The 26,161-nt window shown below is 65.6% G+C and carries 19 protein-coding genes; 11 read left to right on the top strand and 8 right to left on the bottom strand.

Going from position 1 to position 26,161, the window contains the following annotated elements:
* Window positions 1-4: 4 nt before the first annotated feature.
* From ACLH0K_RS11560 to ACLH0K_RS11535, 6 genes are read right to left on the bottom strand one after another with little or no spacing between them, the layout of a single operon-like run.
* Window positions 5-718 (bottom strand): DUF4166 domain-containing protein, encoded by a 714-nt coding sequence (locus tag ACLH0K_RS11560; protein WP_411373744.1) that lies wholly within the window; start codon window positions 716-718, stop codon window positions 5-7.
* Window positions 719-749: 31 nt separating this feature from the next.
* Window positions 750-2,042, bottom strand: coding sequence for a DUF58 domain-containing protein (locus ACLH0K_RS11555; protein WP_411373743.1), 1,293 nt, complete (start codon window positions 2,040-2,042; stop codon window positions 750-752).
* Window positions 2,042-3,037 (bottom strand): AAA family ATPase, encoded by a 996-nt coding sequence (locus tag ACLH0K_RS11550; protein ID WP_411373742.1) that lies wholly within the window; start codon window positions 3,035-3,037, stop codon window positions 2,042-2,044. Before ACLH0K_RS11550 ends, ACLH0K_RS11555 begins: the two co-directional genes overlap by 1 nt.
* Entirely contained in the window at window positions 3,034-4,236 is a 1,203-nt protein-coding gene (locus tag ACLH0K_RS11545) for a DUF4350 domain-containing protein (RefSeq protein ID WP_411373741.1), read from the bottom strand. Before ACLH0K_RS11545 ends, ACLH0K_RS11550 begins: the two co-directional genes overlap by 4 nt.
* The gene (locus ACLH0K_RS11540) at window positions 4,233-4,880 is read right to left on the bottom strand and encodes a DUF4129 domain-containing protein (RefSeq protein WP_411373740.1); all 648 of its coding nucleotides are present in this window, start codon (window positions 4,878-4,880) and stop codon (window positions 4,233-4,235) included. Before ACLH0K_RS11540 ends, ACLH0K_RS11545 begins: the two co-directional genes overlap by 4 nt.
* Window positions 4,870-6,138 (bottom strand): hypothetical protein, encoded by a 1,269-nt coding sequence (locus ACLH0K_RS11535; protein WP_411373739.1) that lies wholly within the window; start codon window positions 6,136-6,138, stop codon window positions 4,870-4,872. The genes ACLH0K_RS11540 and ACLH0K_RS11535 overlap by 11 nt, the downstream gene beginning before the upstream one ends.
* A 182-nt stretch (window positions 6,139-6,320) precedes the next feature.
* Here ACLH0K_RS11535 and mtrA point away from each other — a divergent pair, with 182 nt between their 5' ends.
* The 7 genes from mtrA (at window position 6,321) to secA (ending at window position 16,577) form a co-directional block, all read left to right on the top strand.
* A complete protein-coding gene (gene mtrA, locus ACLH0K_RS11530) occupies window positions 6,321-6,995 on the top strand; it encodes an MtrAB system response regulator MtrA (RefSeq protein ID WP_411373738.1) in 675 nt (224 codons plus the stop codon).
* A 55-nt stretch (window positions 6,996-7,050) separates the two neighbouring features.
* Window positions 7,051-8,904, top strand: coding sequence for an MtrAB system histidine kinase MtrB (gene mtrB / locus ACLH0K_RS11525; protein ID WP_411373737.1), 1,854 nt, complete (start codon window positions 7,051-7,053; stop codon window positions 8,902-8,904).
* Window positions 8,904-10,610 carry an LpqB family beta-propeller domain-containing protein gene (locus tag ACLH0K_RS11520; RefSeq protein ID WP_411373736.1) on the top strand — a complete coding sequence of 569 codons (1,707 nt, stop codon included), beginning with the start codon at window positions 8,904-8,906 and terminating at the stop codon, window positions 10,608-10,610. Before mtrB ends, ACLH0K_RS11520 begins: the two co-directional genes overlap by 1 nt.
* Window positions 10,611-11,014: 404 nt before the next feature.
* Entirely contained in the window at window positions 11,015-11,611 is a 597-nt protein-coding gene (locus ACLH0K_RS11515; protein ID WP_411373735.1) for a ComF family protein, read from the top strand.
* Window positions 11,612-11,789: 178 nt separating this feature from the next.
* On the top strand, window positions 11,790-12,515 hold the full coding sequence (hpf, locus tag ACLH0K_RS11510; RefSeq protein WP_411373734.1) for a ribosome hibernation-promoting factor, HPF/YfiA family: 726 nt from the start codon (window positions 11,790-11,792) through the stop codon (window positions 12,513-12,515).
* Between the two features lie 29 nt (window positions 12,516-12,544).
* A complete protein-coding gene (locus tag ACLH0K_RS11505) occupies window positions 12,545-13,750 on the top strand; it encodes a winged helix-turn-helix domain-containing protein (RefSeq protein WP_411373733.1) in 1,206 nt (401 codons plus the stop codon).
* An 88-nt stretch (window positions 13,751-13,838) separates the two neighbouring features.
* Window positions 13,839-16,577: a preprotein translocase subunit SecA gene (secA, locus tag ACLH0K_RS11500; protein WP_411373732.1), complete on the top strand. Its 2,739-nt coding sequence runs from the start codon at window positions 13,839-13,841 to the stop codon at window positions 16,575-16,577.
* A 78-nt stretch (window positions 16,578-16,655) separates the two neighbouring features.
* Here secA and ACLH0K_RS11495 read toward each other — a convergent pair whose 3' ends face one another.
* Complete coding sequence (locus ACLH0K_RS11495) at window positions 16,656-16,994, bottom strand: Rv3235 family protein (RefSeq protein WP_411373731.1); 339 nt, start codon at window positions 16,992-16,994, stop codon at window positions 16,656-16,658.
* Between the two features lie 1,344 nt (window positions 16,995-18,338).
* Here ACLH0K_RS11495 and ACLH0K_RS11490 point away from each other — a divergent pair.
* Window positions 18,339-18,908 (top strand): hypothetical protein, encoded by a 570-nt coding sequence (locus tag ACLH0K_RS11490; RefSeq protein WP_411373730.1) that lies wholly within the window; start codon window positions 18,339-18,341, stop codon window positions 18,906-18,908.
* 24 nt (window positions 18,909-18,932) lie between these two features.
* Here ACLH0K_RS11490 and ACLH0K_RS11485 read toward each other — a convergent pair whose 3' ends face one another.
* On the bottom strand, window positions 18,933-19,151 hold the full coding sequence (locus ACLH0K_RS11485; RefSeq protein WP_411373729.1) for a helix-turn-helix domain-containing protein: 219 nt from the start codon (window positions 19,149-19,151) through the stop codon (window positions 18,933-18,935).
* 148 nt (window positions 19,152-19,299) lie between these two features.
* Between ACLH0K_RS11485 and ACLH0K_RS11480 the strand changes: the two genes are divergently transcribed.
* Genes ACLH0K_RS11480 through ACLH0K_RS11470 form a run of 3 tightly spaced genes read left to right on the top strand, consistent with a single transcriptional unit; the run spans window position 19,300 to window position 26,155 of the window.
* Complete coding sequence (locus ACLH0K_RS11480; RefSeq protein ID WP_411373728.1) at window positions 19,300-19,944, top strand: hypothetical protein; 645 nt, start codon at window positions 19,300-19,302, stop codon at window positions 19,942-19,944.
* Complete coding sequence (locus ACLH0K_RS11475; protein WP_411373727.1) at window positions 19,941-21,245, top strand: CpaE family protein; 1,305 nt, start codon at window positions 19,941-19,943, stop codon at window positions 21,243-21,245. Before ACLH0K_RS11480 ends, ACLH0K_RS11475 begins: the two co-directional genes overlap by 4 nt.
* Window positions 21,246-21,301: 56 nt before the next feature.
* Window positions 21,302-26,155: an NAD-glutamate dehydrogenase gene (locus ACLH0K_RS11470; RefSeq protein ID WP_411373726.1), complete on the top strand. Its 4,854-nt coding sequence runs from the start codon at window positions 21,302-21,304 to the stop codon at window positions 26,153-26,155.
* The last annotated feature ends 6 nt before the right edge of the window (window positions 26,156-26,161 follow it).

Genomic DNA, 26,161 nt, shown 5'->3' with positions numbered 1-26,161 from the left:
GCCGCTACATCCGGTTCTCCCAGCGGTCCGGCTGTGCGTAACGGGGCAGGAAGCTGTGCGCCGGGTTGCCTCCCGTATAGGGTCGCAGCCTGTAGTCGAAGCCGCCGGCGTACACCAGGACCAGTCCGATGTGTGGCTGGATGACTTTGACCTGTATCCTGTGCCGGCCGTTTGGGCCTTCGGCCGGATCCCACCACTGTTCAGCGTAGGCTTTTGCGTCCATGGATGCGGGCAGCGGAATCCGGAGGGGGCCAAGGAACAGGCGGGATGCTTCGGAGACGCCGCGCAGCCGTCCCTCCGCCGTGACGCTAAGATTCAGGTCCGTCACCATGCGGCGGTACCGGCCCACGTAATCCACCAGTTGCGGGGATCCGCTCCGGCTGGTGACGCTGGTGGTGTCCTGGAACATCCGGGTCCGGCCCGGGAAGCGGATCTCCCGCCGTGCCGTGAGGCTGGAACGGCCGAACGGGTCCTGGTGGGCGTGGTTTTCGATCCGGAACGGGACATTTTCGCCGTATTCGGGGAAGAACGCCTCTTCGCCGGCGGTCATGCGCAGCAGGGGCCGAAGCCATTCCTGCCGGCAGCCCACGACGTCGAATGTGCCTTCGCCCACGCCATACGCCCCGGAGCCGGGCACCAGCGAAAAGTAGTCCTGCAGTTCAGGCTGCAGCCTGCCAAAGTCCGCGCCAAGGACCTGCTGGTAGATCGGTACGTTCACGAAGCTCCTCCCGGGACAGACACCACTGGCTTCACAATCTACCGGCCGCCTTGAGCCGGATGTACATGTCCGCCAGGCGCGGGGGGAGCTGGTGCGGTTCGGCGTCCACCACTTCCACGCCGTGCCGGCGGAGCTCTGCGCTGACGGCGGCACGCTGCAGGAGGGAACGTTCGGCAGCAGCGGCCCGGAACACACCGGCAGCGTCAGTGCGGCCGCCCAGCATGTCGCCCAGCTGCGGGTCACGGACCGCTGCCACCACCACCACGTGGTCGTGCGCCAGACGGGCAGCGGCGGGAAGCAGCCCTTCCTCCGGTGCGCCGCCGTCGAGCGATGTCAACAGCACGACGAGCGCCCGGTGCACGGTCACAGCCCGAACTTGGGCGGGGACGGCAGGCCAGTCCATCTCGATGAGCTCCGGGTCCAGCGGAGCCATGGCCTGGACCAGCTGTCCCAGCAGGTTGCCCTGAACAGCGGAACCCGCCCGGGCACGGACACGGCGGTCGAAGGCCAGGAAGTCCACCCTGTCGCCGCCCCGCTCGGCAAGGACGCCCAGCAGGAGGGCGGCTTCCATGCCGGTATCCAGCCGGGTCTCGTCGTCGATCCTTGCGGCCGACGTCCGCGAAGTGTCAAGGACCAGCACAACGCGGCGGTCGCGCTCCGGGCGCCAGGTGCGGACCACGACGGCGGACCGGCGGGCCGTTGCCCTCCAGTCAATGGAGCGAACATCGTCGCCCCGGACGTAGTCGCGGAGGGAATCGAACTCGGTGCCCGCCCCGCGGATCTGGACGGCGGCTTTCCCGTCGAGTTCGCGGAGCTTGCGAAGCTTGGATGGCAGGTGCCGCCGCGAATGGAAGGGCGGCAGCACGCGCAGCGTTCCCGGACGCTGGAAGGTGCGCTGCCGGGCGGCGAGCAGCAGGGGACCGAAGGACCGCACCGTAACGTGCAGGGCGTTGAGGTCGCCGCGGCGGACCGGCCGCAGCCTTACCGCAACGCGCCTGCCTTCGCGGGCGGGAACGTCGATCCGCTGGACGGGGTTAAGCGCTCCCGCGGACGGCTGCCAGCCGTCGCGGAGCGTCCCGCGCACGCGCCGGGTCCCGTCGTTGCGGACTGTGAGCCGGGCCTCCGTTGTCCCATGCAGGGCGACGTTGCCGGGTTCGGACCGCAGCACGCGCACGTGCTTCAGTGAACCGGCGAGGAGCAGGTCGGCGGTGGCCAGGGCTGCCAGCACTGCCAGGACGGCAAGTACCGTCCCCCAGCCGGGCAGCAGCAGGACCGGCACCGTCCCCAACAGGGCCAGCAGGACGAAGCGCCCGGAAACTGCCATCAGCGCGGAACGGGAACCGAGGCCAGGATGCTGCCAAGCACGTCGTCCACACGGACGCCGTCCATCTGTGCTTCCGGCTGCAACGCCACCCGGTGCCGCAGGCAGGGTACGGCCAGGGCCTTGACGTCGTCGGGGGTCACGAAACTCCTGCCGGAAAGCCAGGCCCAGGCCCGCGACGTGTTTAGGAGTGCCGTGGCGCCACGCGGTGAAACGCCCAGCAGGAAGGACGGCGCGGAGCGGGTGGCACGCACCAGGTCCACGATGTAGCCGATGATTTCCCGCTCGACGGCGACGCCGGTCACCGCATGCCGGGCCCGTTCCAGGTCCGCGGCGCCGGCCACGGGGCGGACCCCGGCGGCTGACAGGTCCCGGGGATCAAAGCCGGCAGCGTGGCGGCGGATGACCTCCATCTCTTCCCCCCGCTCCGGCAGGGGCATGGTGAGCTTGAGCAGGAAGCGGTCCAGCTGAGCCTCCGGCAGCGGGTAGGTGCCCTCGTATTCCACCGGGTTCTGGGTGGCTGCCACGAGGAACGGAGACGGCAGGGGACGGGACACCCCGTCCACGGAAACCTGCCGTTCCTCCATCGCCTCCAGCAGCGACGCCTGGGTTTTCGGCGGCGTCCGGTTGATCTCATCCGCCAGCAGCAGGTTGGTGAACACCGGACCTTCGCGGAACGTGAATTCGGACGTGTGCGAGTCGTATACCAGCGATCCCGTCACGTCACCGGGCATCAGGTCCGGCGTGAACTGCACCCGCTTGGTGTCCAGGTCCAGCGCCGCTGACAGTGCACGCACCAGCAGGGTCTTCGCGACGCCGGGCACGCCCTCCAGCAGTACGTGCCCGTGGGACAGCAGTGCGATCAGCATTCCGGTGACGGTGGCATCCTGACCCACCACGGCCTTGGACACCTCGCGGCGCACGTCCAGAAAAGCCTGCCGGGCTGAGTCGTGCTCCATCGGATCCAGGACCCGCTGACCGCTGCCGTGTTCACTCATCGGCTGCTGACCTCTTTCTCTAGGTTGTTCATTTCCTGGGCCCAGGCCACGAGCCGGGATTCGGTTCCCGGCCGGTCGTTGACCAGGCCGCGCACGTCGGCGGCGGAGCGCCCCAGGTACCGGGCCGCCGCATCAATGACTTCATCTGCCGTGGCGCCCGGCCCCAGCCGGAGTTTCCGGGCGAGCCGCACCAGTGTTCCGGCCCGGAGGTTGTCACGCGCCTGCTGCACCGCATGGGAATCGTGGTACATGCGGGCCCTTCCCTCTGCTGTTTCCACCGCCTTCACCACCACCGGAAGCGGTTCGAACACCAGCGGACCCAGGCGGCGGCCGCGCCAGGCAATTGCGGCCAGCGCAACCACGAGGAGCCAGGGCCCCAGGAAATGGACCCAGGCCGGTGCCAGCTCATCAAGTGTCTGCGCTGATCCGGACGTGTCCAGGTCCTCAAGTGAGGGCAGGTACCACACCAGGTCCGGCGAACTGCCGAGGGTCCGCAGGGCGAGTGCAGCATGCCCCTGCTCGTCCAGCCGCTCATTGTCCAGGACTGCTGTACTGCCCAGGACGGTCAGGCTGCCGTCGGCGCTGACGGCAAGCAGCCCGGCGGCGCCGCCGGCCGGCCGGTAACAGGACGTGCCGCCGTCGTACACGAAGCCCTGCTCTCCCGAAATCTCTCCGGCCACAACAGCGTCCGGCAGCTGACAACCAGGGGTGAGCAGCGGCGAAGCGTCCGGGACGACGCCTGCCTGGCGGATGTCGCTGTCCAGTGCGGTCAACGTTTCCAGCCGGGGCGCCACCAGGACCATCCGGCCGGCCGCTGCTGCCAGCTCAAGGAGCCGGGGCCCATCGAGGAAACCGTTGCGGTCGTACAGCATGAGGGTGGGGGAGGAGCCTGCCCCCAGCGCGGACATGGCGGCCTCGAATGTCCCGGCATTCTGCACTTCAACGCCGTGCCGCCCCAGGATCTCGCTGACCGCCCGGGCACCGCCGGGACCGGCATTGCCTGTTGACAGGGGCACGCTGTCACCCCTGGGGGCCAACTGGCCCCAGACCACGATGCCAAGGGCGACAGCCACGATCGCGGCAAAGACTGAGAGGGCCCGGTGCCGGCGGAGCCAGGCCAGGGCGGAACGCCGCCCGGTGCCCGGTGTCCTGTCTACGCTGCCGGCTGTGCGCCCGCCGGCGGGCAAGATATCCGTCATGGCCGCACCGCGATGTCATGACCGGCGGCGGCCTGCCCGGGCCTGGCTGCCTCAAGGGCAGCGTCCAGTCCTGCCACCTCCTGGTAGTCCCCGCTGTTGGCGGTCCTGTTGCCATATCGGACAGCGTCAAAGGTCCCCGCCGCCTGCGCCAGGCGCGCGGCTGCCAACGGAAACGGCACCGAAAGACCGCGCGCTGCCTCATCGGCCGTCCGCCCCGGCTGCGGATCGAGGATGAGGCGCTCTTCCGCGGAAGCCACCAGCGCCCGGAAGCGTTCGACGACGGCGTCCCCCCACTTTCCTGCCGCGGCCGCGGCTTCGGCACGCTGCCGGTAGTCTGCTGCAGCAAGGCTGGTGCCCGGCTCGAAAACATCGCCGGGCCGCCGGGCGGCGGCGTTCAGCCGGGGCCGGGCGAGGACCACCGCAACTGCGATGACGAGCGCGATGACGATCCCGATGACCGGACCCGGCAGCGGACCTGGGGCCTGGCCGGGTCCGTCGAGGGACGTAAGCCAGTCCAGGAAACTCTCCCAAAGCGTTTGTGCCCAGGACGGTGCGGCGTCGCGGTATTCCGGCTTGGCCAGTTCTTCGGCTGCCCACCGCCGGGCTTCCTCTGCCCCCGGCAGGACCGGCGGTTCAGCGGACATCCGGCCATGCCCCCGCGGCAGGGCCTGAGCCGTCCCGTCCGGAAGGGCCCGGCGCGGCACCGCGGCCGGGGACGCCGTCGGGGTCTGCGCCGGATTCCAGCAGCCGCAGGAGGTTGATGTCCAGTCCGTCCTTCCGCATCCTCAGGTCCATGTAGAGCAGCGCCATTACTGACGTCTGGAAGGCATACCCGAGCGCTCCCACCAGGGCACCGAGGACCGCGGTTGCCACGCCAACTGCCACGGCGACGGCTGCCGTCTGTTCGCTTCCGGCATGGGGCGTTGCGACGGTGGTGAGGAAACTTGTCAGCAGGCTGACGGGGATCATCACTACCTGGCTGACGATCCCCACCATGATGCTGATCACCACCGTGATGCCGAGGATGCGCCACCAGTTGGCGCGGGTCAGTTCCCACGACCGGCGGAGGCCGGCCACCGCCCCCAGTTCCTCGACAACCACCGCGGCCGGAGCAACCAGCACCTTGATGGCGATCCAGATGGACAGCGCGATGAAATTCAGCACCACGGGAATCAGCAGGAGGGCACCGGTTCCTTCCATGGCGGACACCAGTGCAACCCCAAGAACCGCCAGGAGCACGAAAGCCAGCAGCCCCGCCCCCAGCAAAAGCAGCGCCAGGCGGACCAGGGCTCCCGCCCTGGAACGGGACAGCGCCCACATGCGGCGGAAGCTGGTGGGCCGGTTGAGGATGGACCGCGCCACCGGCACTACCATGGCGCCCTGGAGGACCGCGGAGATAAACAGGGTCAGAAGGGCAACCACCAGGACCGCCGCGAAGAAGCCGATGCCCAGTGCGGCCACGTCCTCGGCGGTGGCGGTGTCGGCCCAGGCCTCGATCGATCCCATGGATGTAGCGGTGACAGCGGTGACGACGGCGGCGAGGATGGCCGCCAGTGACTGGGCCAGCAGGGCTGCGCCCAGCATCGCCTTGGCGTTGCGGCGGATGGCCTGGAAGGAACCGTCAAGGATTTCCCCGAACATCAGCGGGCGGAGCGGCACGATCCCCGGCTTGGGCGGGGCGACGTAGCGGGGCTGGCCGAACGGGTTGTTGGGCCCTCCCTGATAAGGGGAACCGGGGTAGGGCGGGCGCGCCTGGTACGAAGGCTGTCCCCACGGCGGCTGCTGGCCCGGCGGCTGCTGCTGCCACCCCGGCTGGCCCCACTGCTGGTGCCCCTGGCCCCACGGCTGCTGGCTCGGCCATTGCTGCCCCGGCCACTGCTGGCCCGAATCCTGTGGTGACACCGTGTTCCTCCCCCTTACAAGTCCGACTGCTGCCCGCAGCGCCCGGCCCGGTTTCCAGGGAGGGCGCCGGGAAGGTCCGGCATGGCACCAGCCTATAGTTCCGGCGTCGGCCGTCCTAGCGTTCCGCCATGCCGCAGGACGCTGAACAGGACAAAGCCTGCCCAATAAGCGAATATATAACTATGAAGGCACGCATTCTGGTGGTTGATGATGATGAAGCGCTGGCCGAAATGATTGGAATTGTTCTTCGCAATGACGGCTTCGAGCCGGTCTTCTGCGCCGACGGCGCCCAGGCGCTTGATGTATTCCGGTCATCCAGGCCGGACCTTGTACTGCTGGACCTGATGCTTCCGGGCATGGACGGCATCGAGGTCTGCCGGCAGATCCGTGCCGAATCGGACGTGCCGATCGTTATGCTCACCGCCAAATCGGACACCTCCGACGTCGTCCGGGGCCTCGAGTCCGGCGCAGACGACTACGTGCCCAAACCTTTCAAGCCCGCCGAACTGGTGGCCCGCGTGCGCGCCCGCCTCCGCCCGGGAGACCAGAAGGCGCCGGAAACCCTGCGCATCGGAGACATCAGCATCGACGTCGCCGGCCACACAGTCAGCCGGGGCAGCGAACGCATCTCCCTTACTCCGCTTGAATTTGATCTCCTCGTTGCCCTTGCCCGCAAGCCGTGGCAGGTGTTCACCCGCGAACTTTTGCTCGAGCAGGTCTGGGGATACCGGCACGCGGCAGACACGCGCCTGGTCAACGTCCATGTCCAGCGCCTGCGGTCCAAGATTGAAAAGGATCCGGAAGCTCCGGAAGTCGTATTGACGGTGCGTGGTGTCGGCTACAAAGCAGGGGTCTGACCCCGCTGCCTCTGACGGGGGAAACGGTCCGCAGGTTCCGGCGCCCGGACCTCAGTTGCCCGGTGCCCCGGATGGCGGGGCTGCCGGTCGCCCTGGTGCCGACGGCACCCAGGGAACGGCGGCCACCTTCCGGCGCCTGACCTTCCTGGCAAGGATCTGGCAGCGCCGCGCCCTGATCGTCACCCTCCGCGTGGCACGGCTGGTGCGCATGGGATTCCGGCGTTTCCTTCCGGCGCTGCGCTACATCGGGCGGGCACTGCAGCGGCGGTGGCGCCGGTCCCTGCAGTTCCGTACCGTACTCACTACCTTGCTGCTGGCCGTTACCTCGTTCGCGGTGGTCGGCGCATACCTCTCGCACCAGATTGCCCACAACCTTTTCCAGGAGCGCCTCGCCCAGGCGGAGTCCGAGACACGCTACAACGTGAAGCAGGTCCAGGACACGTTCGATGGCGCCCAGGTCACTGACCAGTCAAGTGTTATCACCCTCGTTTACGACACGCTGAACGCGGTGGAAGGCCGTGGTTCCGTCATCCAGCGCCGCTACGTGTTCGAAGCCATGCCCGAGCAGACCAAACCAAGAAACCGGTGGGTGGAATCCCGCGCCTCCGACCAGTTGACCGTGAGCGTCATTCCGCCGGAACTGAGGAAAGCCGTGCAGGAGTCCGGCAAGGACCAGTACTGGGCTTCCACCGTCATTCCGGTGGGCACCGAGGACCGGCCCGGCATCGCCGTCGGCAACAAAGTCACCTTCAACGGCACGGTCTACGAGCTCTACCTGATTTACGACCTGAACACCGCGCAGCAGACCCTGGACGAGATCCAGAGCGTGCTGTGGGCCGGCGGCGCGGTGCTGGTGCTGCTGATCGGTGCGGTCGCCTGGTATGTCACCCGCAATGTGGTCAGCCCCGTCAGCCACGCGGCCATGGTCTCCGAGAAGCTTGCGGCCGGCCAGCTGCAGGAGCGGATGGTGGTCCGCGGCGAAGACGAGGTGGCGCGCCTGGGCGCGTCCTTTAATCACATGGCCGCCAGCCTGCAGGAACAGATCACCCAGCTGGCCACCTTGTCGCAGATGCAGCAGCGCTTCGTGTCGGACGTTTCCCACGAACTGCGGACGCCGCTGACAACGGTGCGGATGGCGGCAGAGGTTCTTTATGACGCCCGGGACGAGTTCGATCCCATCAACAAGCGTTCCGCCGAACTGCTGTACAACCAGGTGGAGCGCTTCCAGTCGCTGCTGTCCGACCTGCTGGAAATCTCCCGGTTCGACGCGGGCGTAGCCGTCCTGGACGCCGAGCCCGAGGATATCCTGCAGGTGGTTGCCCACGTCATCGAAGGGGCCGCCCCGGTCGCGGCCGAGTACGGGTCCGAGATCGTCCTGAGCGCACCGGCAGGTGCAATCATCGTCGAAATGGATGCCCGGCGCATTGACCGGATCCTGCGCAACCTGATCCTCAATGCCGTTGAACACGGCGAGGGGAAGCCCGTGACCGTCACTGTGGCAGCCAGCCAAACCGCCGTCGGCATTGCCGTCCGCGACCAGGGCATCGGCATGGAACCGGCCGAGGCCGCCCGGGTCTTCGACAGGTTCTGGCGTGCAGACCCGGCCCGCGCGCGAACCACCGGCGGCAGCGGCCTGGGCCTGTCCATCGCGATGGAAGACACCAAGCTGCACAACGGCTGGCTTCAGGCCTGGGGCAGGAAGGGCAGCGGTGCCAACTTCCGGCTCACCCTTCCGCTGCGCCAGGGCGGGGGCATCGACAAGTCTCCGGTGCAGCTCGAGCCGGACGATGTGATGTTCCCCGGCGAACCGCGCAACATCCCACGGGAAGGGGACAACCGCAGCATGCTGGTCCTTGAAACCGGAGCAGCGCGGCTGGCTCCGGTGCCGACGTCGAAGGAGACGCCCTGATGCGCCGGCGCCCGGGGGGCGCCACAGCCTTCCTCCTGGCCCTCCTGCTCGTCCTGGCCGGCTGCGCCCGCATCCCCACTTCCGGGCCCGTAGGGAAAAGCAGCGAAGGCAGCGCCGGGAACCTCAGTGCTCCGGTGTTCCTGCCGGCCGCCCCGCAACCCGGGGCGTCACCGGAAACCATCATCGACTACTTCTACCGTGCAGGCAGCGGCTACGAGGACGACTACGCGGTTGCACGGCAGTACCTGACGCAGGCCTCCGCCGTGTCCTGGAAGCCGGACCAGCGTGCACTGGTCTACCGGAATGCGCGGGTGGTGGCCACCGACACCGAGAACGTCTACAACTACGAGCTCGATGTCGCGTACACGGTGGACGCCGACGGCATCGCCACGCAGTCACCCGAAGGAACCATCGAAAATATTCCGGTGACCGTCACCCAGGTGGACGGGGAATGGCGGATCTCGGCGATACCGGACGGCACCGCCATCGCCGAGGAAACCTTCAAGGTGATCTACGGGGCCTATCCCATCTATTTCTACGATCCAACCTTCACGTTCGCCGTTCCGGATGTCCGGTGGTTCATCAGGAACAAGACGGTGAAGGCCATGACCAGTGCGCTGCTCGCCGGACCTGCTCCCTACCTGCGGGGCGCCGTGGCGAGTGCCTTCCCCTCGGGAATCAAGCTGGCCCGCGAATCGGTCCCTGTTGTTTCCGGCGCCGCCCAGGTGGACTTGACGGCCAAGGAACTGATGGAAACCTCGCCCGAAGACCGCCTTCGGATGCAGATGCAGCTGACGCTGACGTTCCGTAGCCAGCCCGACGTCGTCAACGTCGAACTGCGCGCCAACCAGGACCTGGTGCGGGTGGAAGACGACGGCTCAGTGCTCCCGCCTGTGCAGGACAAGAGCGTGCCGTCCCGCCAGATCGCGGTCAGCGGAAACGAGTTGGTGAGATACGAAAACAACAGGGTGTCGCCGCTTCCGGACATGCAGCCGGTATCCGCCCTGAATCCGCGGCTTCCCGCCGAATCGCCCGTATCGCAGACCGCAGCGTTCCTCAATGAGGGCAGAACCACGCTGTACAGCATTACCCCGGGACAGCCGGCGCGGACCCTCACCACACGGGGCACCCTGAGCCGCCCGTCGTTCGGGCTCAACGACTGGGTCTGGACCGCCGGCCCCGGGGCGAACGGCGACACCGAAGTGGTTGCGTACCGTCCCGCAGGGGTGGCAGAGGGGGCTTCCGTTCCGTCCGTGACCCTTGCGCCTGCCTGGCTGGCAGGCCGGACGGTCAAGGAGTTCCGGCTGTCCCGCGAGGGGGTCCGCGCACTGGTCATTTCCGAACAGAACGGTAAGACACGGGTCCAGGTAGCGGGCATCATCCGCGGTGGAGACGGGACACCCCGGGAGCTTACGGCGCCCGTCACGCTGGCTACCGACAGCAACCCGGACCAGGGTGTCTGGGTCAGTGACACCACGGTTGCCGTGATGAAGGGCTCGGCGTCCTCCAACGTCACGCCGGAACTGTTGTCCCTGACCTCCGGACAGCCCCAGCAGCTCGCACCATGGCCCGGGCTGGTGGCGCTCAGCGCAGGGAACGGGGCAGAGGAAATTTACGGACAGTCCGCTGAGGGCGTCTTCCAGCGCCTCGGCAACGGCTGGTCTCCGCAGATCAAGGGGCCCATCGATCCGGCCTTCCCCGGATAAGCAGCGAGCCGCCCGGCGTTGGCCTGGGTCCCGGGTGATGGTGAGTTTGCCTGGCGGTATCCACATGCAGGGAAAACCTGCTGGTGTTCGCCGCTGCCGGCACCCAGGGTGGGGGCATGAGCAGCAAAACCATCCGACCGCTGCCTCACGGTGGCTTCCGCGTTGACCCTGACCTCTTTCCACCTCCGCAACGGGCAGCCAGGCACCGCTTGCATCACCAAAGCAGGGTGCTTTGCCTGGTGGACCAGTTGGCGGGTGCGGCTGCCGAGCTGTTGGCCCTGGCCGTACCGGTGGACTGTGTGTGCTGCGGTGCGGAAGACTCTGCCCTGTGCCACGCGTGTGACCGTCGGATCAGGCGCCTGACCAAAGCCCCTTTCCGTGCCGAAAGCGGAGCTCCGGTGCTGATGGACATCGGCGGAAGGGTCCTGCTGCCCGTGGTGGCTGCCGGCGTCTACCGGGAGGAGCTTGCCCAGGCGCTGCTGTCCTTTAAACGGCACGGCCAGCACCGGATCCGCGCCAGCCTTGGCCGTGCGCTCGCCGGTGCCGTCCGCGCGGCAGCGGGGGAGGGGGAGACGGCTTGCCTCATCCCTGTTCCCACGAGTTCGGCGGCATACATGCGCCGCGGATTCAGCCCCGTCCAGCTGCTCCTGGCGGAGGCGGCCCGGCAGCTGCCGGGCGTCCAACCCCTGGACGTCCTGATGAAGAAGGGACAGGCAGGCGTGGCGTTGCCGGGCGGGCAAAAAGGCCTTGACCGGGGTGCGCGTGCCAAGCGGGTGCGGGGCTCAATGAAGGTCCGACGGCGGGCGGAAGGGAGGCTTACGGGACGCCGCTGCATCATTGTCGACGACGTCCTCACCACTGGTTCCACACTGGCGGAGGCGGCCCGCGCGCTCCACCAGGCAGGGGCTATCGTGGCCGGCGCGGTGGTCCTCGCGGCGACCCGCCCGCCCGATGCGGCAGCCGGCAGCCATGCCTCCCGGCAGCCAGTGGAAGCAACCTGACTTAGAAAAAAATAAACCAGGAAAGGATGAATAACGGATGGCTATGAACTAACGTCGGTGGTGGGTACCAGGAACCGACGGTACCTGTCGATGGCGGCTCGGAAAGGGGCTCGACTGTCAAACAGCTCGGCCCAGCGAAGCGCCGCCGTCGTGTCACCGAAGTCATTTGGAGGGCACCATGGAGTTTAAGATCAGCGGACGAAATCTGACAGTCTCAGACCGGTTCCGCGAATATGCCGGGGAGAAAATCTCTAAAATCGAATCGCTGGGAGACAAGGTCCAGCGTGTGGATGCCAAGGTTTCCAAGGAGACCAATGCCCGGCAGACCGGCGACCAGCTGACCGTTGAGGTAACAGTACTGGGCCGTGGACCTGTGATCCGTGCCGAAGCCAGTGCCGCTGACAAATTTGCGGCGTTTGACCTTGCCTACAATAAATTGCTTGAACGCCTGCGCCGCGCCAAGGACCGCAAGAAGGTCCATCACGGCCGGCACACCCCGAAGGCCGTCCGTGAAGCGACGGCCACGCTTGAGCCCGCAAGTGCCCACGAGCCGCTGTACGTCGAGGCGAGCCACCGGAACGACACTGCCGCCCCGCCTGCTGAAAAGTCCCCGTACGACGTGGACAACGACATTCCCGCCGGTGATTCACCGGTCCTCATCCGGCGCAAAGTATTTCCCGCCGCTTCGCTTTCCCTGGACGATGCCGTTGACAACATGGAGCTCGTCGGCCACGATTTCTACCTTTTCGTGGATAAAGCGACCAACACCCCTTCGGTGGTCTACCGGCGCCGCGGCTGGACGTACGGCGTCATTACCCTTGACCACGAATGCGAACCCGGGGACACGGTGATTGAAGAGAAGGTCCTTGCCTACCGCTCGGATGATGCCCCCGCCAACGCCTGAGGTGGCAGCAGCCGCCGGGGAGGACTGATGTGTCAGCACCGCTGAGCCTGGACCAGGCACGGCGGATCGCCTTGGCAGCACAGGGACTCCACAAAGGACGGCCCGCCGGCCCCGTGACGTCACGGACGGTGGGCCGCACCTTTGCCCGGATCCAGCTCGTCCAGATTGATTCCGTGAATGTCCTCTCGCGCAGCCACTTCCTGCCCTTCTTTTCGCGCCTCGGCAACTACGACCGGAGCATCCTGCAACGGATGGCCGGGACACACCCGCGGCGCATGGTGGAGTACTGGGCCCACGAGGCGAGCTACATCCGGCCCGATCATTACCAGGACCTGCTGCTGTGGCAGAAACGCGCCTGGGTCGGTGCAGGGCGGATGGATCCCGGCCAGCGTGCCGCCGTCGCTGCCAAAATACTCGAAACCCTTGCTCGCAGCCGTCCCCTGACAGCCTCCGAACTTACAGCGAGAATCGGCCACGTCGAGGAAAGGCAACGGGACAACTGGGGCTGGAACTGGAACGCGGTGAAACGGGTCCTTGAGCATCTCTTTGAGGAAGGCACAGTTTCCGCTGCCTCCCGGACGGAGCAGTTTGAGCGTAAGTACACTCTCACCGGCAGGGTGCTGCCGAACCTCGACGGCCACGATGGTGACCCGGAAGGGGCGTTGCACCGGCTGACGGAAGCGGCTGCGCAGGCGCACGGCATCGGAAGCGTACGGTGTTTCGCCGACTACTTCCGCACGCCCGCAAAAGCAACGGCACGCTCGGTAGAGCACCTGGTGCGGCTGGGCAGGCTGGAACCGGTGAAAGTGGCAGGCTGGGAACGGGACCTTTACCGGCATGTCGATTCGGTCCTGCCCCGCAGTGCCGTGGGACGGGCCCTGCTGAGTCCGTTCGATTCATTGGTGTTCGAACGCCGGCGGCTTGAGGAGTTGTTCGGCTTCCACTACCGCCTTGAGATCTATACGCCGGAACATAAGCGGCGCTACGGCTATTACGTCCTGCCGTTCCTGCTGAGGGACAGGATCGTCGCGCGGGTCGACCTGAAGGCTGACCGCGCAGCCGGGAGGCTGCTGGCGAGGGCTGCCTTTGGCGAGCCGGAGGCTCCGTCGGACACCGCCGTCGAACTAGCCTCTGAACTGCTCCTGATGGCCCGGTGGCTGGGGCTGCAGGAGGTGCAGGTGCACCCGGCCGGGGACCTTGCCCCGGAACTGGCACGTGCTGTGGCTATGTTATAGGTGCGGATCCGCTCTCAGGGAAACCGGCACCTCTCCCGTAGACTAAAAACGCCAGAATTCGGCGGCATGAGACTGGGAGCATTTTCACGTGGCATCACTTATCGAAAAACTACTCCGTACGGGTGACAAAAAAACCCTGCGGCAACTGCGGAACTATGCCGACTCCATCAATGCACTCGAAGACTCCTTTAAGACCTTCACCGATGCCGAACTGCGGGAAGAAACGGACCGGCTCCGCGAACGGCACCAGGACGGCGAAAAACTCGACGACCTCCTTCCGGAAGCCTTCGCCGCGGTGCGCGAGGCCTCGTCGCGGACCCTGGGGATGCGTCACTTTGACGTCCAGCTGATGGGCGGCGCGGCCCTCCACCTCGGCAACATTGCCGAAATGAAGACCGGTGAAGGCAAGACCCTGGTGGCAACCGCTCCCGCCTACCTGAACGCCCTCACCGGCAAGGGTGTCCATGTGGTCACCGTCAACGACTACCTCGCCGAATACCAGTCCGACCTCATGGGCCGTGTGTACCGGTTTCTCGGCCTGACCAGTGGCTGCATCCTCTCCAACCAGGATCCTGCGGTGCGGCGCCAGCAATACGCTGCCGATATCACCTACGGAACCAACAACGAGTTCGGTTTCGACTACCTCCGCGACAACATGGCCTGGGACCGTAACGAACTGGTCCAGCGCGGGCACAACTTCGCGATCGTCGACGAGGTCGACTCCATCCTCATCGACGAAGCCCGCACGCCGCTCATCATCTCCGGTCCGGCCCAGGGTGACACCAACCGCTGGTACAGCGAGTTCGCCAAGGTGGTCCTGCGGCTCCAGCCGGAAAAGGACTACGAGGTTGACGAGAAGAAGCGCACCGTGGGCGTCCTGGAAAGCGGCATCGAGAAGGTCGAGGACTACCTTGGCATCCAGAACTTGTACGAATCCGCGAACACGCCGCTGATCGGATTCCTCAATAACGCCATCAAGGCCAAGGAACTGTTCAAGCGGGACAAGGATTACGTCATCCTGGACGGCGAAGTCCTGATCGTCGACGAGCACACCGGGCGTATCCTGGCCGGCCGCCGCTACAACGAGGGCATGCACCAGGCGATCGAGGCCAAGGAAGGCGTCGAGATCAAGGCCGAGAACCAGACCCTGGCTACGGTGACGCTCCAGAACTACTTCCGCATGTACGGCAAGCTTTCGGGCATGACCGGCACCGCTGAAACTGAAGCTGCCGAGTTCATGAGCACCTACAAACTGGGCGTCGTGCCGATTCCTACCAACCGCGACATGCAGCGGATCGACCAGCCGGACCTGGTGTTCAAGAACGAGACCGTCAAGTTTGACGCCGTCGTCCGGGACATCGCCGAACGCCACGAAAAGGGCCAGCCCGTCCTGGTTGGCACCACCAGCGTGGAAAAGAGCGAGTACCTTTCACGGCTGCTGGCCAAGGAAGGCATCCGGCACGAAGTGCTGAACGCCAAGAACCACGCCCGTGAAGCTGCGATTGTTGCCCAGGCCGGCCGGAAGGGCGCCGTCACTGTAGCCACCAACATGGCTGGCCGCGGTACCGACATCATGCTGGGTGGCAACGCCGAGTTCACAGCAGTTGCCGAACTTGCCAAGCGCGGCCTTGACCCGGAGGAGAACTCCGAGGAGTACGAGTCCGCGTGGCCTGCCGCCCTCGAGGCAGCAAAGCAGTCGGTCAAGGACGAGCATGAGGAAGTCCTGAACCTGGGTGGCCTCTACGTGCTGGGTACCGAGCGGCATGAATCCCGCCGCATCGATAACCAGTTGCGCGGCCGTTCCGGCCGCCAGGGTGACCCCGGTGAGTCCCGGTTCTACCTGTCGTTGACGGATGACCTGATGCGGCTGTTCAACTCCGGTGCCGCCGAGCGCCTCATGAACAGCTCTGTCCCGGATGACGTCGCCTTGGAATCCAAGCTCGTGTCGCGGGCCATCGCCTCCGCCCAGGGGCAGGTGGAGGGGCGCAATGCCGAGCAGCGCAAAAACGTCCTGAAGTACGACGACGTCCTGAACCGCCAGCGCGAGGCCATCTACAGCGACCGGCGGCGGATTCTCGAAGGTGACGACCTGCACGAGAAAGTGCAGTTCTTTATCGAGGACACCATCACCGCTTTGATCGATGACGCCACGGCCGAGGGCACAGGCGACGACTGGGACTTCCATCAGTTGTGGACCAACCTCAAGACGCTGTACCCGGTGAGCGTGACTGCCGAGGACATCATCGAGGAAGCCGGCGGCAAGTCCCGGCTCACGGTTGAGTTGCTCAAGGAGGAAGTGCTGTCTGACGCCCGCCTTGTGTACCAGGCCCGGGAGGAAGCCATCGGCCCGGAAAGCATGCGCGAGCTGGAGCGCCGCGTGATCCTGTCCGTCATTGGCCGCAAGTGGCAGGAACATCTTTACGAGATGGACTACCTCAAGGAAGGCATTGGCCTGCGGGCCATGGCGCAACGCGACCCGCTGGTGGAATACCAGCGTGAAGGCTTTGCCCTGTTCCAGAGCATGATGGAAGCCATCCGCGAGGAAAGCGTCGGATTCCTTTACAACCTGGAAGTGGAAGTCACACCGGCCCAGGACGTAGTGGTACCGGATGCTGCCGGCGGGCACACCGAGCACGTGGAACCGCAGGTCAAAGCGGCCGGGCTGGAAGCTCCGGAGAGGCCGGCACAGCTGCAGTACACCGCGCCCAGCGAAACCGGCGGGACCCAGACGAAGGTGGAGACCCGCTCTTCCGGGCGATCCGGAAACCCGGCAAAGGCCGCTGCCCAGGACGCGGCCCGGCGCCCGGCGAAGAAGAAGAAGCGCTGACAGGACGGCTGGCGAGACTGCCAGCCGGCTGCCGCAGGCAGGTCCGGACCGCGGTTCGGACCTGCCTGTTTTCCATAGTCAGCCGATGACAAGTTCGGTCACCCGCCAAACCTGCTTGGCGCGTTCCAAGCGGACCGCGACGGCGCGGGCACGGACGTCATCGACCACCACTGCGCTGGCTTCGAAGATGCCGTCAGCCACTTCGCAGACCCGGACCGAGCGCACAGTTGAATTCCGGTGCAGCCGTGCCAATGCCGGGTTGCCTGTACGGACGAACTCCCGCCTGATCAGAGCTGCGCGGTGTTGCAGATTGGCCAGGCACCGGGGATCCAGACGGCGCGCGAGCTGATGGACGGGACGGATCCCGGCCAGCACCTCCATCGCAGCCTGGATGGTGCCGCGGGTGATGGCACTCACTTCCGCGGCCGGATCCGCAGACCTCAGCACGGGCTGAGAGGCGTTCCCTGCAATGCCGCTTCGAGGCTGCACCGGCTGCCGCTGGCGCCCTTCCTGACCGGTTGCCCGGAGTGTTCCTGGTGTAGTGGATGATCGCTTTTGGGCAGCCCGGATCGGCGTAACTGCGGACATTGTTTTCCCCTCATTCTGTTCTTTGGGCTGATCCCGGCCGGCCCGGAGCCTGCCAGTTTGGAGTTCGGAGCTATGCAGATGCCGGCGGCAGTAGAACCTGTCCCGGGAGCAAGGTGTCCGGATCCGGGCCGATGACGGACTTGTTGGCTTCGTACCATCGCGGCCACTCGAGCGCGATGTCCACATCGGACGCCCCCGGCCCCAAGTAACCCGACACAATGTCCCACAGGCTGTCCCCGGACAGGACAGCCACCCCGCCGTTCCCCTCGCCGACCGGCTGCTGGGCCGGGAGAGCAGCACGGGCGGCAGGCGCGGCAAGCAATCCGGGGTCGACAACAGGAGCCGACGGCTGCCAGCCGGGATTGAAGGATGACGGAGGAGCCGACGGTAGGTAAGAACCTGCTTCGGGTACCGGAACACCGTCCCGGCCAGTGGGCGATGCGGCTGACGCTGGATCCGAACCCTCAGCTGCCGTTTCCGCGTAGCCGCTGGCATCTGCATCCGGAGTTTGAGTGGCGCTTCCTGGTTCCCTAAATACTTCTGGGCCCGGTGTGGCTGGGGCACTCAGCCCGTCCTCACTTCGGACGGGCTGTGCATCTTTCGGGATTGCAGGGGCCGTTGCTTCCTGCCCCTGTGTGGGTCCCCATGCTGGGCCGGGCACCGGAACTGCCGCATGGGCGGCAGCACCGGACAGGAGTTGGAAAGAAACGGTCGCAAGCACCAAACGCTGCATAAAGCCAGGGGACATCTTGCGTGTCGCCCGAGCGGCCTCTGCCTTGCCGGTCCGCTCGAGGACAAGCGCACCTGCTGCGCAGCTGAAGGCTGTACACCACCACAGCACCAGGACTGCCCCGGAAGCGGCTGCACCGGTTCCCAGGAGCTGCTCGATAGTGAGAGCCTGGTTCCCCGCCAGGGAAGCCTGCCACTGCCCGGCCAATCCGGCACCAGTCAGGAAAAGCAGGATTCCCAACAGCAACAGACCTGCTGCCATCGCGGCGTCAGCCCGTCCCCGGTTTGAGTCCAGCGTCGTCATCGAATTCCTTTTTGATGATGCAGTTTGATGCAGTTTGCTTTGTCTGCTTTAGTTTGACCTCATATCTTTCTATTTGTCTAGATGCTGGAGGAGGAATTACATCCATTGACGGTGGTTGGACGCGGTCCTAGGCTGACTGGATGCGCTGGGCTGCCCTTTTTGACGACATTGAAAGCCAGTTCTCCGAATCCGGAAGGCTGTCCCTGGAATCCGAGGTCAACGAGCGCTCAAGAATCGAGATGGTGAGCGCCGGCTTCGCGGACAGGCTGCGCGGCGCCTTGGGTTGCCGCATTGCGGTCCACCTGATGAGCGGCGATACCATCCATGGGGTGGTGAGTTACGCCGGGGCCGACGCGCTGGTGCTGGATGAAGACCCGCACCAGGTTCTGGTTCCCTATTCGGCTGCGGCACGGTTCGTAGGTTTGGGAAGGTCGTTGCGCGCAGAGGCTTCACAGGTGCGGCGGGGGCTCGGGCTGGGAAACGCATTGCGTGCCCTTGCCAGGGACAGGGCCGAACTGACGGTGACCCTGGGAAGCAGCGCGGGCAACCTGCGGATGGAGGGGGTAATCGACAGGGTGGGGAAGGACTACCTGGACCTTGCCGCCGTCACGCCCGGCGAGGCGCGCCGCAGCTGCCACGTCAGCCACGTTTCCACTATTCCCTTTTCCGCACTCCTTGCCATCCGGGCGCGGCAGGCAAGGGACCTATAGCAGCAGCTCCATAAAGGGACCGGATCAAACTGGCTTTGAGGACTTGGATTCCTGAATCATCCGGCTGGCCTCGGCGTACCGTTCCTCGATGTATTGCTCGAGCATCTTTTCTTCAACCCGCCACTGGCCGCGGCCGCCCACCTGGATGGCCTTCAGCTCTCCGCTGCGAACCAGTGCATACGCGGCCGGCGAGTTGATCTGAAGTTGCTCGGCGACGTCCGCCAGAGTCAGGAACCTGGGCATGCATCCATCTTGCCATCACAAGAGCGGGTTTGCTGTCGTTATCCACAGTTTGGCCCTATTTGCGTCGATGACTTTCGTTCCGGCGTCCTTGCCGTAACAATGAGGTGTCCGGCCAACTGGGGGCGCCGGCTATCACGGGAGAAACGGCATGGTTCCTGATCCGACTGCCACCGCTGCACGCCTCAGGCGTCCGTCCTGGAAAGACCCCCGCCTGCTGCTGGGCGTCCTCCTGGTCCTGGTGTCGGTGGCAGGCGTTGTTTTCCTAGTCAACAGCGCGGACCGGACCACGGAGGTCTATGCGGCGAGGGACGACGTTGCGGTTGGTGAGGCGTTGACGCCGGAGAACGTCGTACGGGCCAAGGTCCGGCTGGGCGAGACGGAGCAGCACTACATTCCTGTTGCCGCTGGCCTTCCGGAGGGTGTTGTTGCCGTCCAGCGCATCGGTAAGGACCAGCTTGTTCCCCGGGCGAGCCTGGGGGAAGTGGACGAGCTGGACCGTAAGCCGGTGGCCCTCGCCATCGACCAGGTGCTTCCGTCGCAGGCGGTGGAGGGTGCCAGGGTGGACGTTTGGGTGGCCCAGCCCGATGCAAAGAATGGTTTCAGCGAGCCAAAGCTCCTCCTTTCCGGCGCCGAGATCGCAGAGGTGGCCGAAGGCTCCACCGCCCTGGGGTCCACCAAGACCACAGTCCTCATGGTCCTTGTAGAGGATGACCGGATGCCGGCCCTGCTCGGAGCGCAGGCCAATAACGCAAAGATCTCCGTTGTCTGGAATCCGGGCGGCGGAACCCGATGAACATCCCGGTCGTGACCGTCGGCCAGAGCCGTGACGATCTGGTGGGCGGACTGGAACGCCTGCACGGCCCTGTCACGGTTGTGAGGCGGTGCGCCGAACTGCCGGAACTCCTCGCCGCATGCCAGAGCGGACTTGCCCGGGCTGCCGTCATCGCCGAGGGATCGGAAGGGCTCACCGCGTCGCTGGTGGACAGGCTGGGGGCGGTGGGAGTCGCGATTATCGCGCTGACTGACAACGAGGATGAAGCGGCCAGGCTTCGGAAGATTGGAGTGTCTTCCGCACTGACGGCGGTGGACTCCGCCGAACTGTCGGCCCGCATTGCGGACGCGGTGGACCAGTTGACCGGAGCCGGGGCACACGGGACCGGACGGAGTTCGCTGGCAGATCCCGGCGCGGCGCTGAAGGTCACACCGGCAGAACCGCCGTCTCCAGAGACTCCGGGTACGGGACGGATCATTGCTGTCTGGGGGCCGGCAGGGGCTCCGGGCCGCACTACCATTGCTGCCAATATCGCCGGGGAGATGGCGGCGGACGGCAAGAAAGTACTACTTGTGGACGCGGACAGTTACGGGGCAAGCATCGCCGCCGTGCTGGGCCTGATGGATGAATCGGCGGGGCTTGCGCAGGCGTGCAGGCAGGCGGACCAGGGAACCCTCGATGCTGCCGCTCTGGCCCGGATTGCCACTCCTGTGGCCACCAGGTCAGGAACCTTTCTGGTCCTGACCGGCATAACCCGGCCGGACCGGTGGACCGAGCTTCGCGCGCCGGCCCTTGCCCTGGTCCTCGAACGGGCCCGCCAACACGCCGACGTCGTGGTGGTCGACACCGGGTTCTGCCTCGAAGCTGACGAGGAGTTGAGCTTTGACACCATGGCTCCCCGCCGCAACGCAGCCACCTTGAGACCGCTTGAGCTGGCAGATACGGTCTTTGCCGTGGGTGCCGCTGACCCCGTCGGAGTACCGCGGCTCGTACGCGGCCTGGCGGAACTCGAAGCTGCTGTGCCGCAGGCGTCCCCCACCGTTGTTATGAACAAAGTACGGGCCTCCTCAGTGGGCAGAAGCCCTGAGCGGCAACTGCGGGATGCATGGGAAAGGTTCGGCCCCGCATTCGAGCTCAAAAAGTTCCTGCCATACGACCCGGGAGCAGCAGATGCAGCTTTGCTGGCAGGGTCGCTCCTTCTGGAGGCTGCACCTGATTCTGCCCTGCGGCGCGCCGTCCGTGAGCTGGTTTGTGCACCCGCCCAGCAAAAGGCCAAATCCTCTGTCTTTTCTTCCACAGCATGGCGTAGGGCAAAGGACTAGGCTCGCCATAAGAGCTGCGACGGGGCAGCAAATACTTGTGATGGAGGCGTGTGTCGATGTCGTCTGGATCCAGCGTGGAGGATCAGCCCCTTTCCACGGAAGGCCTGGAAGGCTTCTTTGGGGACTACTACCAGCATCTGGCCGAGGAGGACGCGCGGAGCTACCCCCGCGAGGTGCTCGTGGCGCGGGCTGACAACCATCGCGAGGTCGCCTCGGTACGCCGCCCCGGGCAGGCAAAGACCGCCATTGTGGACGAGGAGGACAGCAGCGTCGTCTACGTTGTCACTGATGACATGCCTTTCCTGGTCGACTCGGTTAACGCGGAACTGGTCCGCCAGCATGCCGCCATCAAGCTCGTGGTCCACCCGCTCATTGTCGCCACGCGCAATAAGGAGACCGGGAACCTCGTCAGGGTCAACAGGGTTCCTGCCCACATTGGTATCTCCAGCGGTGATACGGCTGCAATGCCCAGCGTGTCACACCTGATCGCCCAGGGTGAGGACGCCTCGCACATGGAGTCCTGGATCGCTGTTGAAATCAACCGCATTTCGGACGATGCGAAGAGCTCCCTTCTCGAAGGTCTGAACCGGGTGCTGAATGACGTGCGGGCCGCGGTGGAGGACTGGCCCAAGATGCGCCAGAAGGCCCGCCAGATTTCCGAAAGCCTTGACCAGGTGGCCAACCCGGCGCAGATCGCCGAACTGCGGCAGGCGAAGGATCTCCTGCGCTGGCTCGACGACGGCAATTTCACGTTCCTTGGCTACCGGGAGTACGACCTCGTTACTGTCGACGGCGAAGACGTCCTTGAACTCCGCGAGGACAGTGGGCTGGGGCTTTTGCGCGCTGCAGCTGACTCGCCGCACATCCAGCACCTGACGGACACCGGGCGGAAAAAGGCCCGTGAGAAGCGGGCGCTGGTCATCACCAAGGCAAATTCCCGTTCCACCGTCCACCGTTCCGCTTACCTGGACTACATCGGGGTCAAAAGCTTCGATGCCGCCGGCAACGTCAACGGCGAGCGCCGTTTCATCGGACTCTTCGCCACCAGCGCCTACACCGGATCGGTCCGCAACATCCCGATCGTCCGGGAGAAAGTGGATGCCGTCCTGCGCAGTGCCGGCTTCCCGCCGGATTCCCACTCGGGCAAGGACCTCCTGGGCATCCTCGAAACCTACCCCCGCGACGAGCTGTTCCAGATCGAAGTCCCTGACCTGGCCGCTACTGCCATGGGAATCCAGAAGCTGCAGGAGCGCCGGCGGACCCGGCTGTTCCTGCGGCCTGACATTTATGGCCGGTTCATGTCCGCCGTGGTGTACCTTCCCCGCGACCGGTACACCACCAACGTCCGCCTGCGAATTGAGCAGGAGCTCCGGGAGACGTTCCAGGCAGTGTCCATCGATTACGAGGCGCGCATGACGGAATCAGCTCTCGCCCGGTTGTTCTTCCGCATCCGCCTGCCGAAGAATGCCGACGTCAGCAACGTCAACACGGCGGAACTGGAGAAGCGGCTGGTCCGGGCCGCCCGCTCCTGGAGTGAGGGAATCGCCGAGGTCCTGCGTGAGGGCCGCAACGCCGAGGAAGCAAAAGAGCTGGCGGCCATCTGGGCTGAAGCCTTTCCGGCGAGCTATCGGGTGGACTACGAGGTGGAGGATGCCCTTGAGGACATCGCCCGCTTCGAGAAGTACGGCGCGGCAGCGGAACGGGCCGTAGGTGCACCGCAGGATCGGCCCGGCGTGCACGTCTACCTTCCGGAGGGTGCAGGGGCGACGCTGGAAGAGGATGCCCGGGTCAAGTTGTACATGCTTGAGCCCAAGAGCCTCAGCCAGATCCTGCCCTTTTTCCACAACCTGGGACTGGAGGTTCTGGACGAGCGGCCCTTCGAGATTGAAACGGCTGACCGCCGCGACTTCTTCCTGTACGACCTCGGCTTGAAGTACCCGGCCGGAGTGGACCCGGTCTCCACCGGCGAGCTGCTCGCCGATTCCTTCGGCGCTGCCGTCACCGCCGCCGCGGAATCGGATGCCTTCGACCGGCTGGTCCTGCGGGAACGCCTGCACTGGCGCCAGATCACGGTACTCCGGGCGTATGCCCGCTACATGCGGCAGATGGGCAACAGCAATTCCTTCGGCTTCATGGCCGACACCCTGCTGGCCAACCCCGATGTCACGCGGAACCTCATCGGTCTTTTCACAGCCCGTTTCGATCCTGCACTGACGAAGGAGGAACGGCTGGACGCGCAGGAGACGGTGCGCCGGGAACTGGCCGCCTCCATCGAGAAGGTGGCAACGCTCGACGCCGACCGGGTCCTTCGCACCTTCGCCAACCTGATCGAGGCTACGCTTCGGACCAACTACTACCAGAACAAGCGGCACCTGAGCTTCAAACTTGATCCTTCCCGCATCGACGGACTGCCCTTCCCGCGGCCCATGTTTGAGATCTGGGTTTACGCGCCCCGCGTTGAGGGCGTTCACCTCCGTTTCGGCAAGGTGGCCCGCGGCGGGCTGCGCTGGTCCGACCGGCGCGAGGATTTCCGTACGGAGGTGCTGGGCCTTGTGAAGGCACAAACCGTGAAGAACGCTGTCATCGTACCCACCGGGGCCAAGGGCGGGTTCTTTGCCAAGCAGTTGCCGGATCCTTCCGTGGACCGCGCCGCATGGATGGCTGAGGGAGTCGAGAGCTACAAGACCTTCATCAGCGGCCTGCTCGACCTGACCGACAACCTCGTCACTGAAGGCGATAGCGAAAGGGTCGTGCCGCCGTCGAACGTAGTTAGGCACGACGACGACGATTCCTACCTTGTGGTCGCGGCTGACAAGGGCACGGCCACGTTCTCGGATATCGCCAACGGCCTGGCCGCCGAGTACGGGTTCTGGCTTGGTGACGCCTTCGCGTCCGGCGGGTCGGTCGGCTATGACCACAAGGCCATGGGGATTACCGCCCGGGGGGCGTGGGAATCCGTGAAGCGGCACTTCAGCGAACTGGACCTGGACACCCAGACCCAGCCGTTTACGGTGGTGGGCGTCGGGGACATGTCCGGCGACGTCTTCGGCAACGGAATGCTGCTCTCGAAGCACATCCGCCTCATCGCTGCGTTCGACCACCGCCACATTTTCCTCGACCCCAACCCGGACGAGGCGGTGTCTTTTGCCGAGCGGCAACGGCTGTTCGAACTGCCAAGGTCTTCGTGGGATGACTACAATAAGTCGCTTATCAGCGAGGGTGGCGGGGTCTTTCCGCGGCAGGCCAAGTCCATTCCGGTGTCCGCCCAGGTCCGCGCGGCTTTGGGGCTTCCACCGGAAACAACGGAACTGAGTCCGCCCGAACTCCTGCGCGCCATCCTGCTGGCACCCGCCGACCTGCTCTACAACGGCGGCATCGGCACGTATGTCAAGGCCAGCACCGAGACTAACGCCTCGGTGGGGGACAAGGCGAACGACGCCATCCGCGTGGACGGCCGGGACCTGCGCGTCAAGGTGGTGGGCGAAGGCGGCAACCTCGGCATGACCCAGCGCGGCCGCATTGAAGCTGCCCTGCAGGGAGTCATCCTCAACACGGACGCCATCGATAACTCGGCCGGGGTTGACTGCTCCGACCACGAGGTCAACATCAAGATCTTCGTAGACCGGATGGTTGCCGCCGGAAAGCTGTCCGTGGAGGAACGCCCCGGTTTCCTGGCGTCGATGGCGGATGAAGTTGCCCGCCTGGTGCTGGAAGACAACATTGACCAGAACATTCTGCTGCTCAATGACCGGACCAGGGTGGCTGAATGGAGCCCCAGCTACGAGCGGTTGATGGACTGGCTTGAAAAGTCGGCGGACCTGAATCGGGACCTCGAGGCGCTGCCCACCACGGAGTCCCTGCGCGAGAGGCTCCAGCAGGGCCAGGGCCTGACCTCGCCGGAACTCTCGGTGCTGGCCGCCTATGCCAAGATCGAGCTGACCTCCGCGCTCCGCGACAGCGACCTTGCCGACGATCCGTGGTTCCGGCGGACCCTCCGCGCCTACTTCCCGCAGCAGCTGCGGGAGCGCTTCGACGCCGAGCTGGACAGCCATCCGCTGCGCCGCGAGATTATCGCCACCGTGGTGGCCAATGACATGATCAACCTGGGCGGGATCACTTTTGCGTTCCGGGTCATGGAGGAAACCTCCGCCAGCGAGGTTGCCGTTGCCAAGGCCTTTGTCGCCCTCCGGGAGATTTACGAGCTTGACGCCATGGTTGCCGAGCTGAACAGCCTGCCGGCCTCCTTCCCGACCGAGCACTGGAGCACGGTGCACCTGGACATCCGGCGGCTGCTGGACCGCGCTGTCCGGTGGCTCCTGACCCAGGGAACGGTGTCCCGGCCGATCGCCGACGTGGTGTCCGAGTTCAAACCCCTGATTGATCCCATGCGCGCGCGCCTGCTGGACTACCTGCGCGGCGACGACCGAGAACGGGTGGCAGGCTGGCTTGAGAAGGGCCGCGAATGGGAGCTCCCCGAAGGGCTTGCCGTGCGGTGGGCGGAGCTCTTCGAGAGCTTCGTGCTGCTGGACATCGCCAAAATCGCCCGGTCCCGCAAGGACCCCGTGGAAGAGATTGCGGCCGTGTACTACACGGTATTCAACCGCTTCCATGCGGATTCTCTGCTTGAAAGGATCAGCTCCCTGCCGCGGCAGGACAGGTGGCAGGCGCTGGCCAGGGCCGCGCTCCGGGACGACCTGTATTCCACGGTTTCGGATATGACGACGGCGGTGCTGGACGCGACATCCGCTGCCGGCTCACCGGAGGCCCGGCTCAAGGAGTGGGAAGCCATGAACGCCGAGCAGCTGGGGCGGGCCAAGAGCATGTTCGATGAGGTCAATGCACTCGAGTCGGACGACATGGCCTCACTGTCGGTAGCATTGAGGCTCTTGAGGTCAATCGTCCGACGCTAGCAAACC

The organism is Arthrobacter sp. MPF02, assembly GCF_046605375.1.
Taxonomy (GTDB): domain Bacteria; phylum Actinomycetota; class Actinomycetes; order Actinomycetales; family Micrococcaceae; genus Arthrobacter.
Note: the sequence above shows the minus strand (reverse complement) of the source record. Positions and strands in the feature narration are given on the sequence as shown.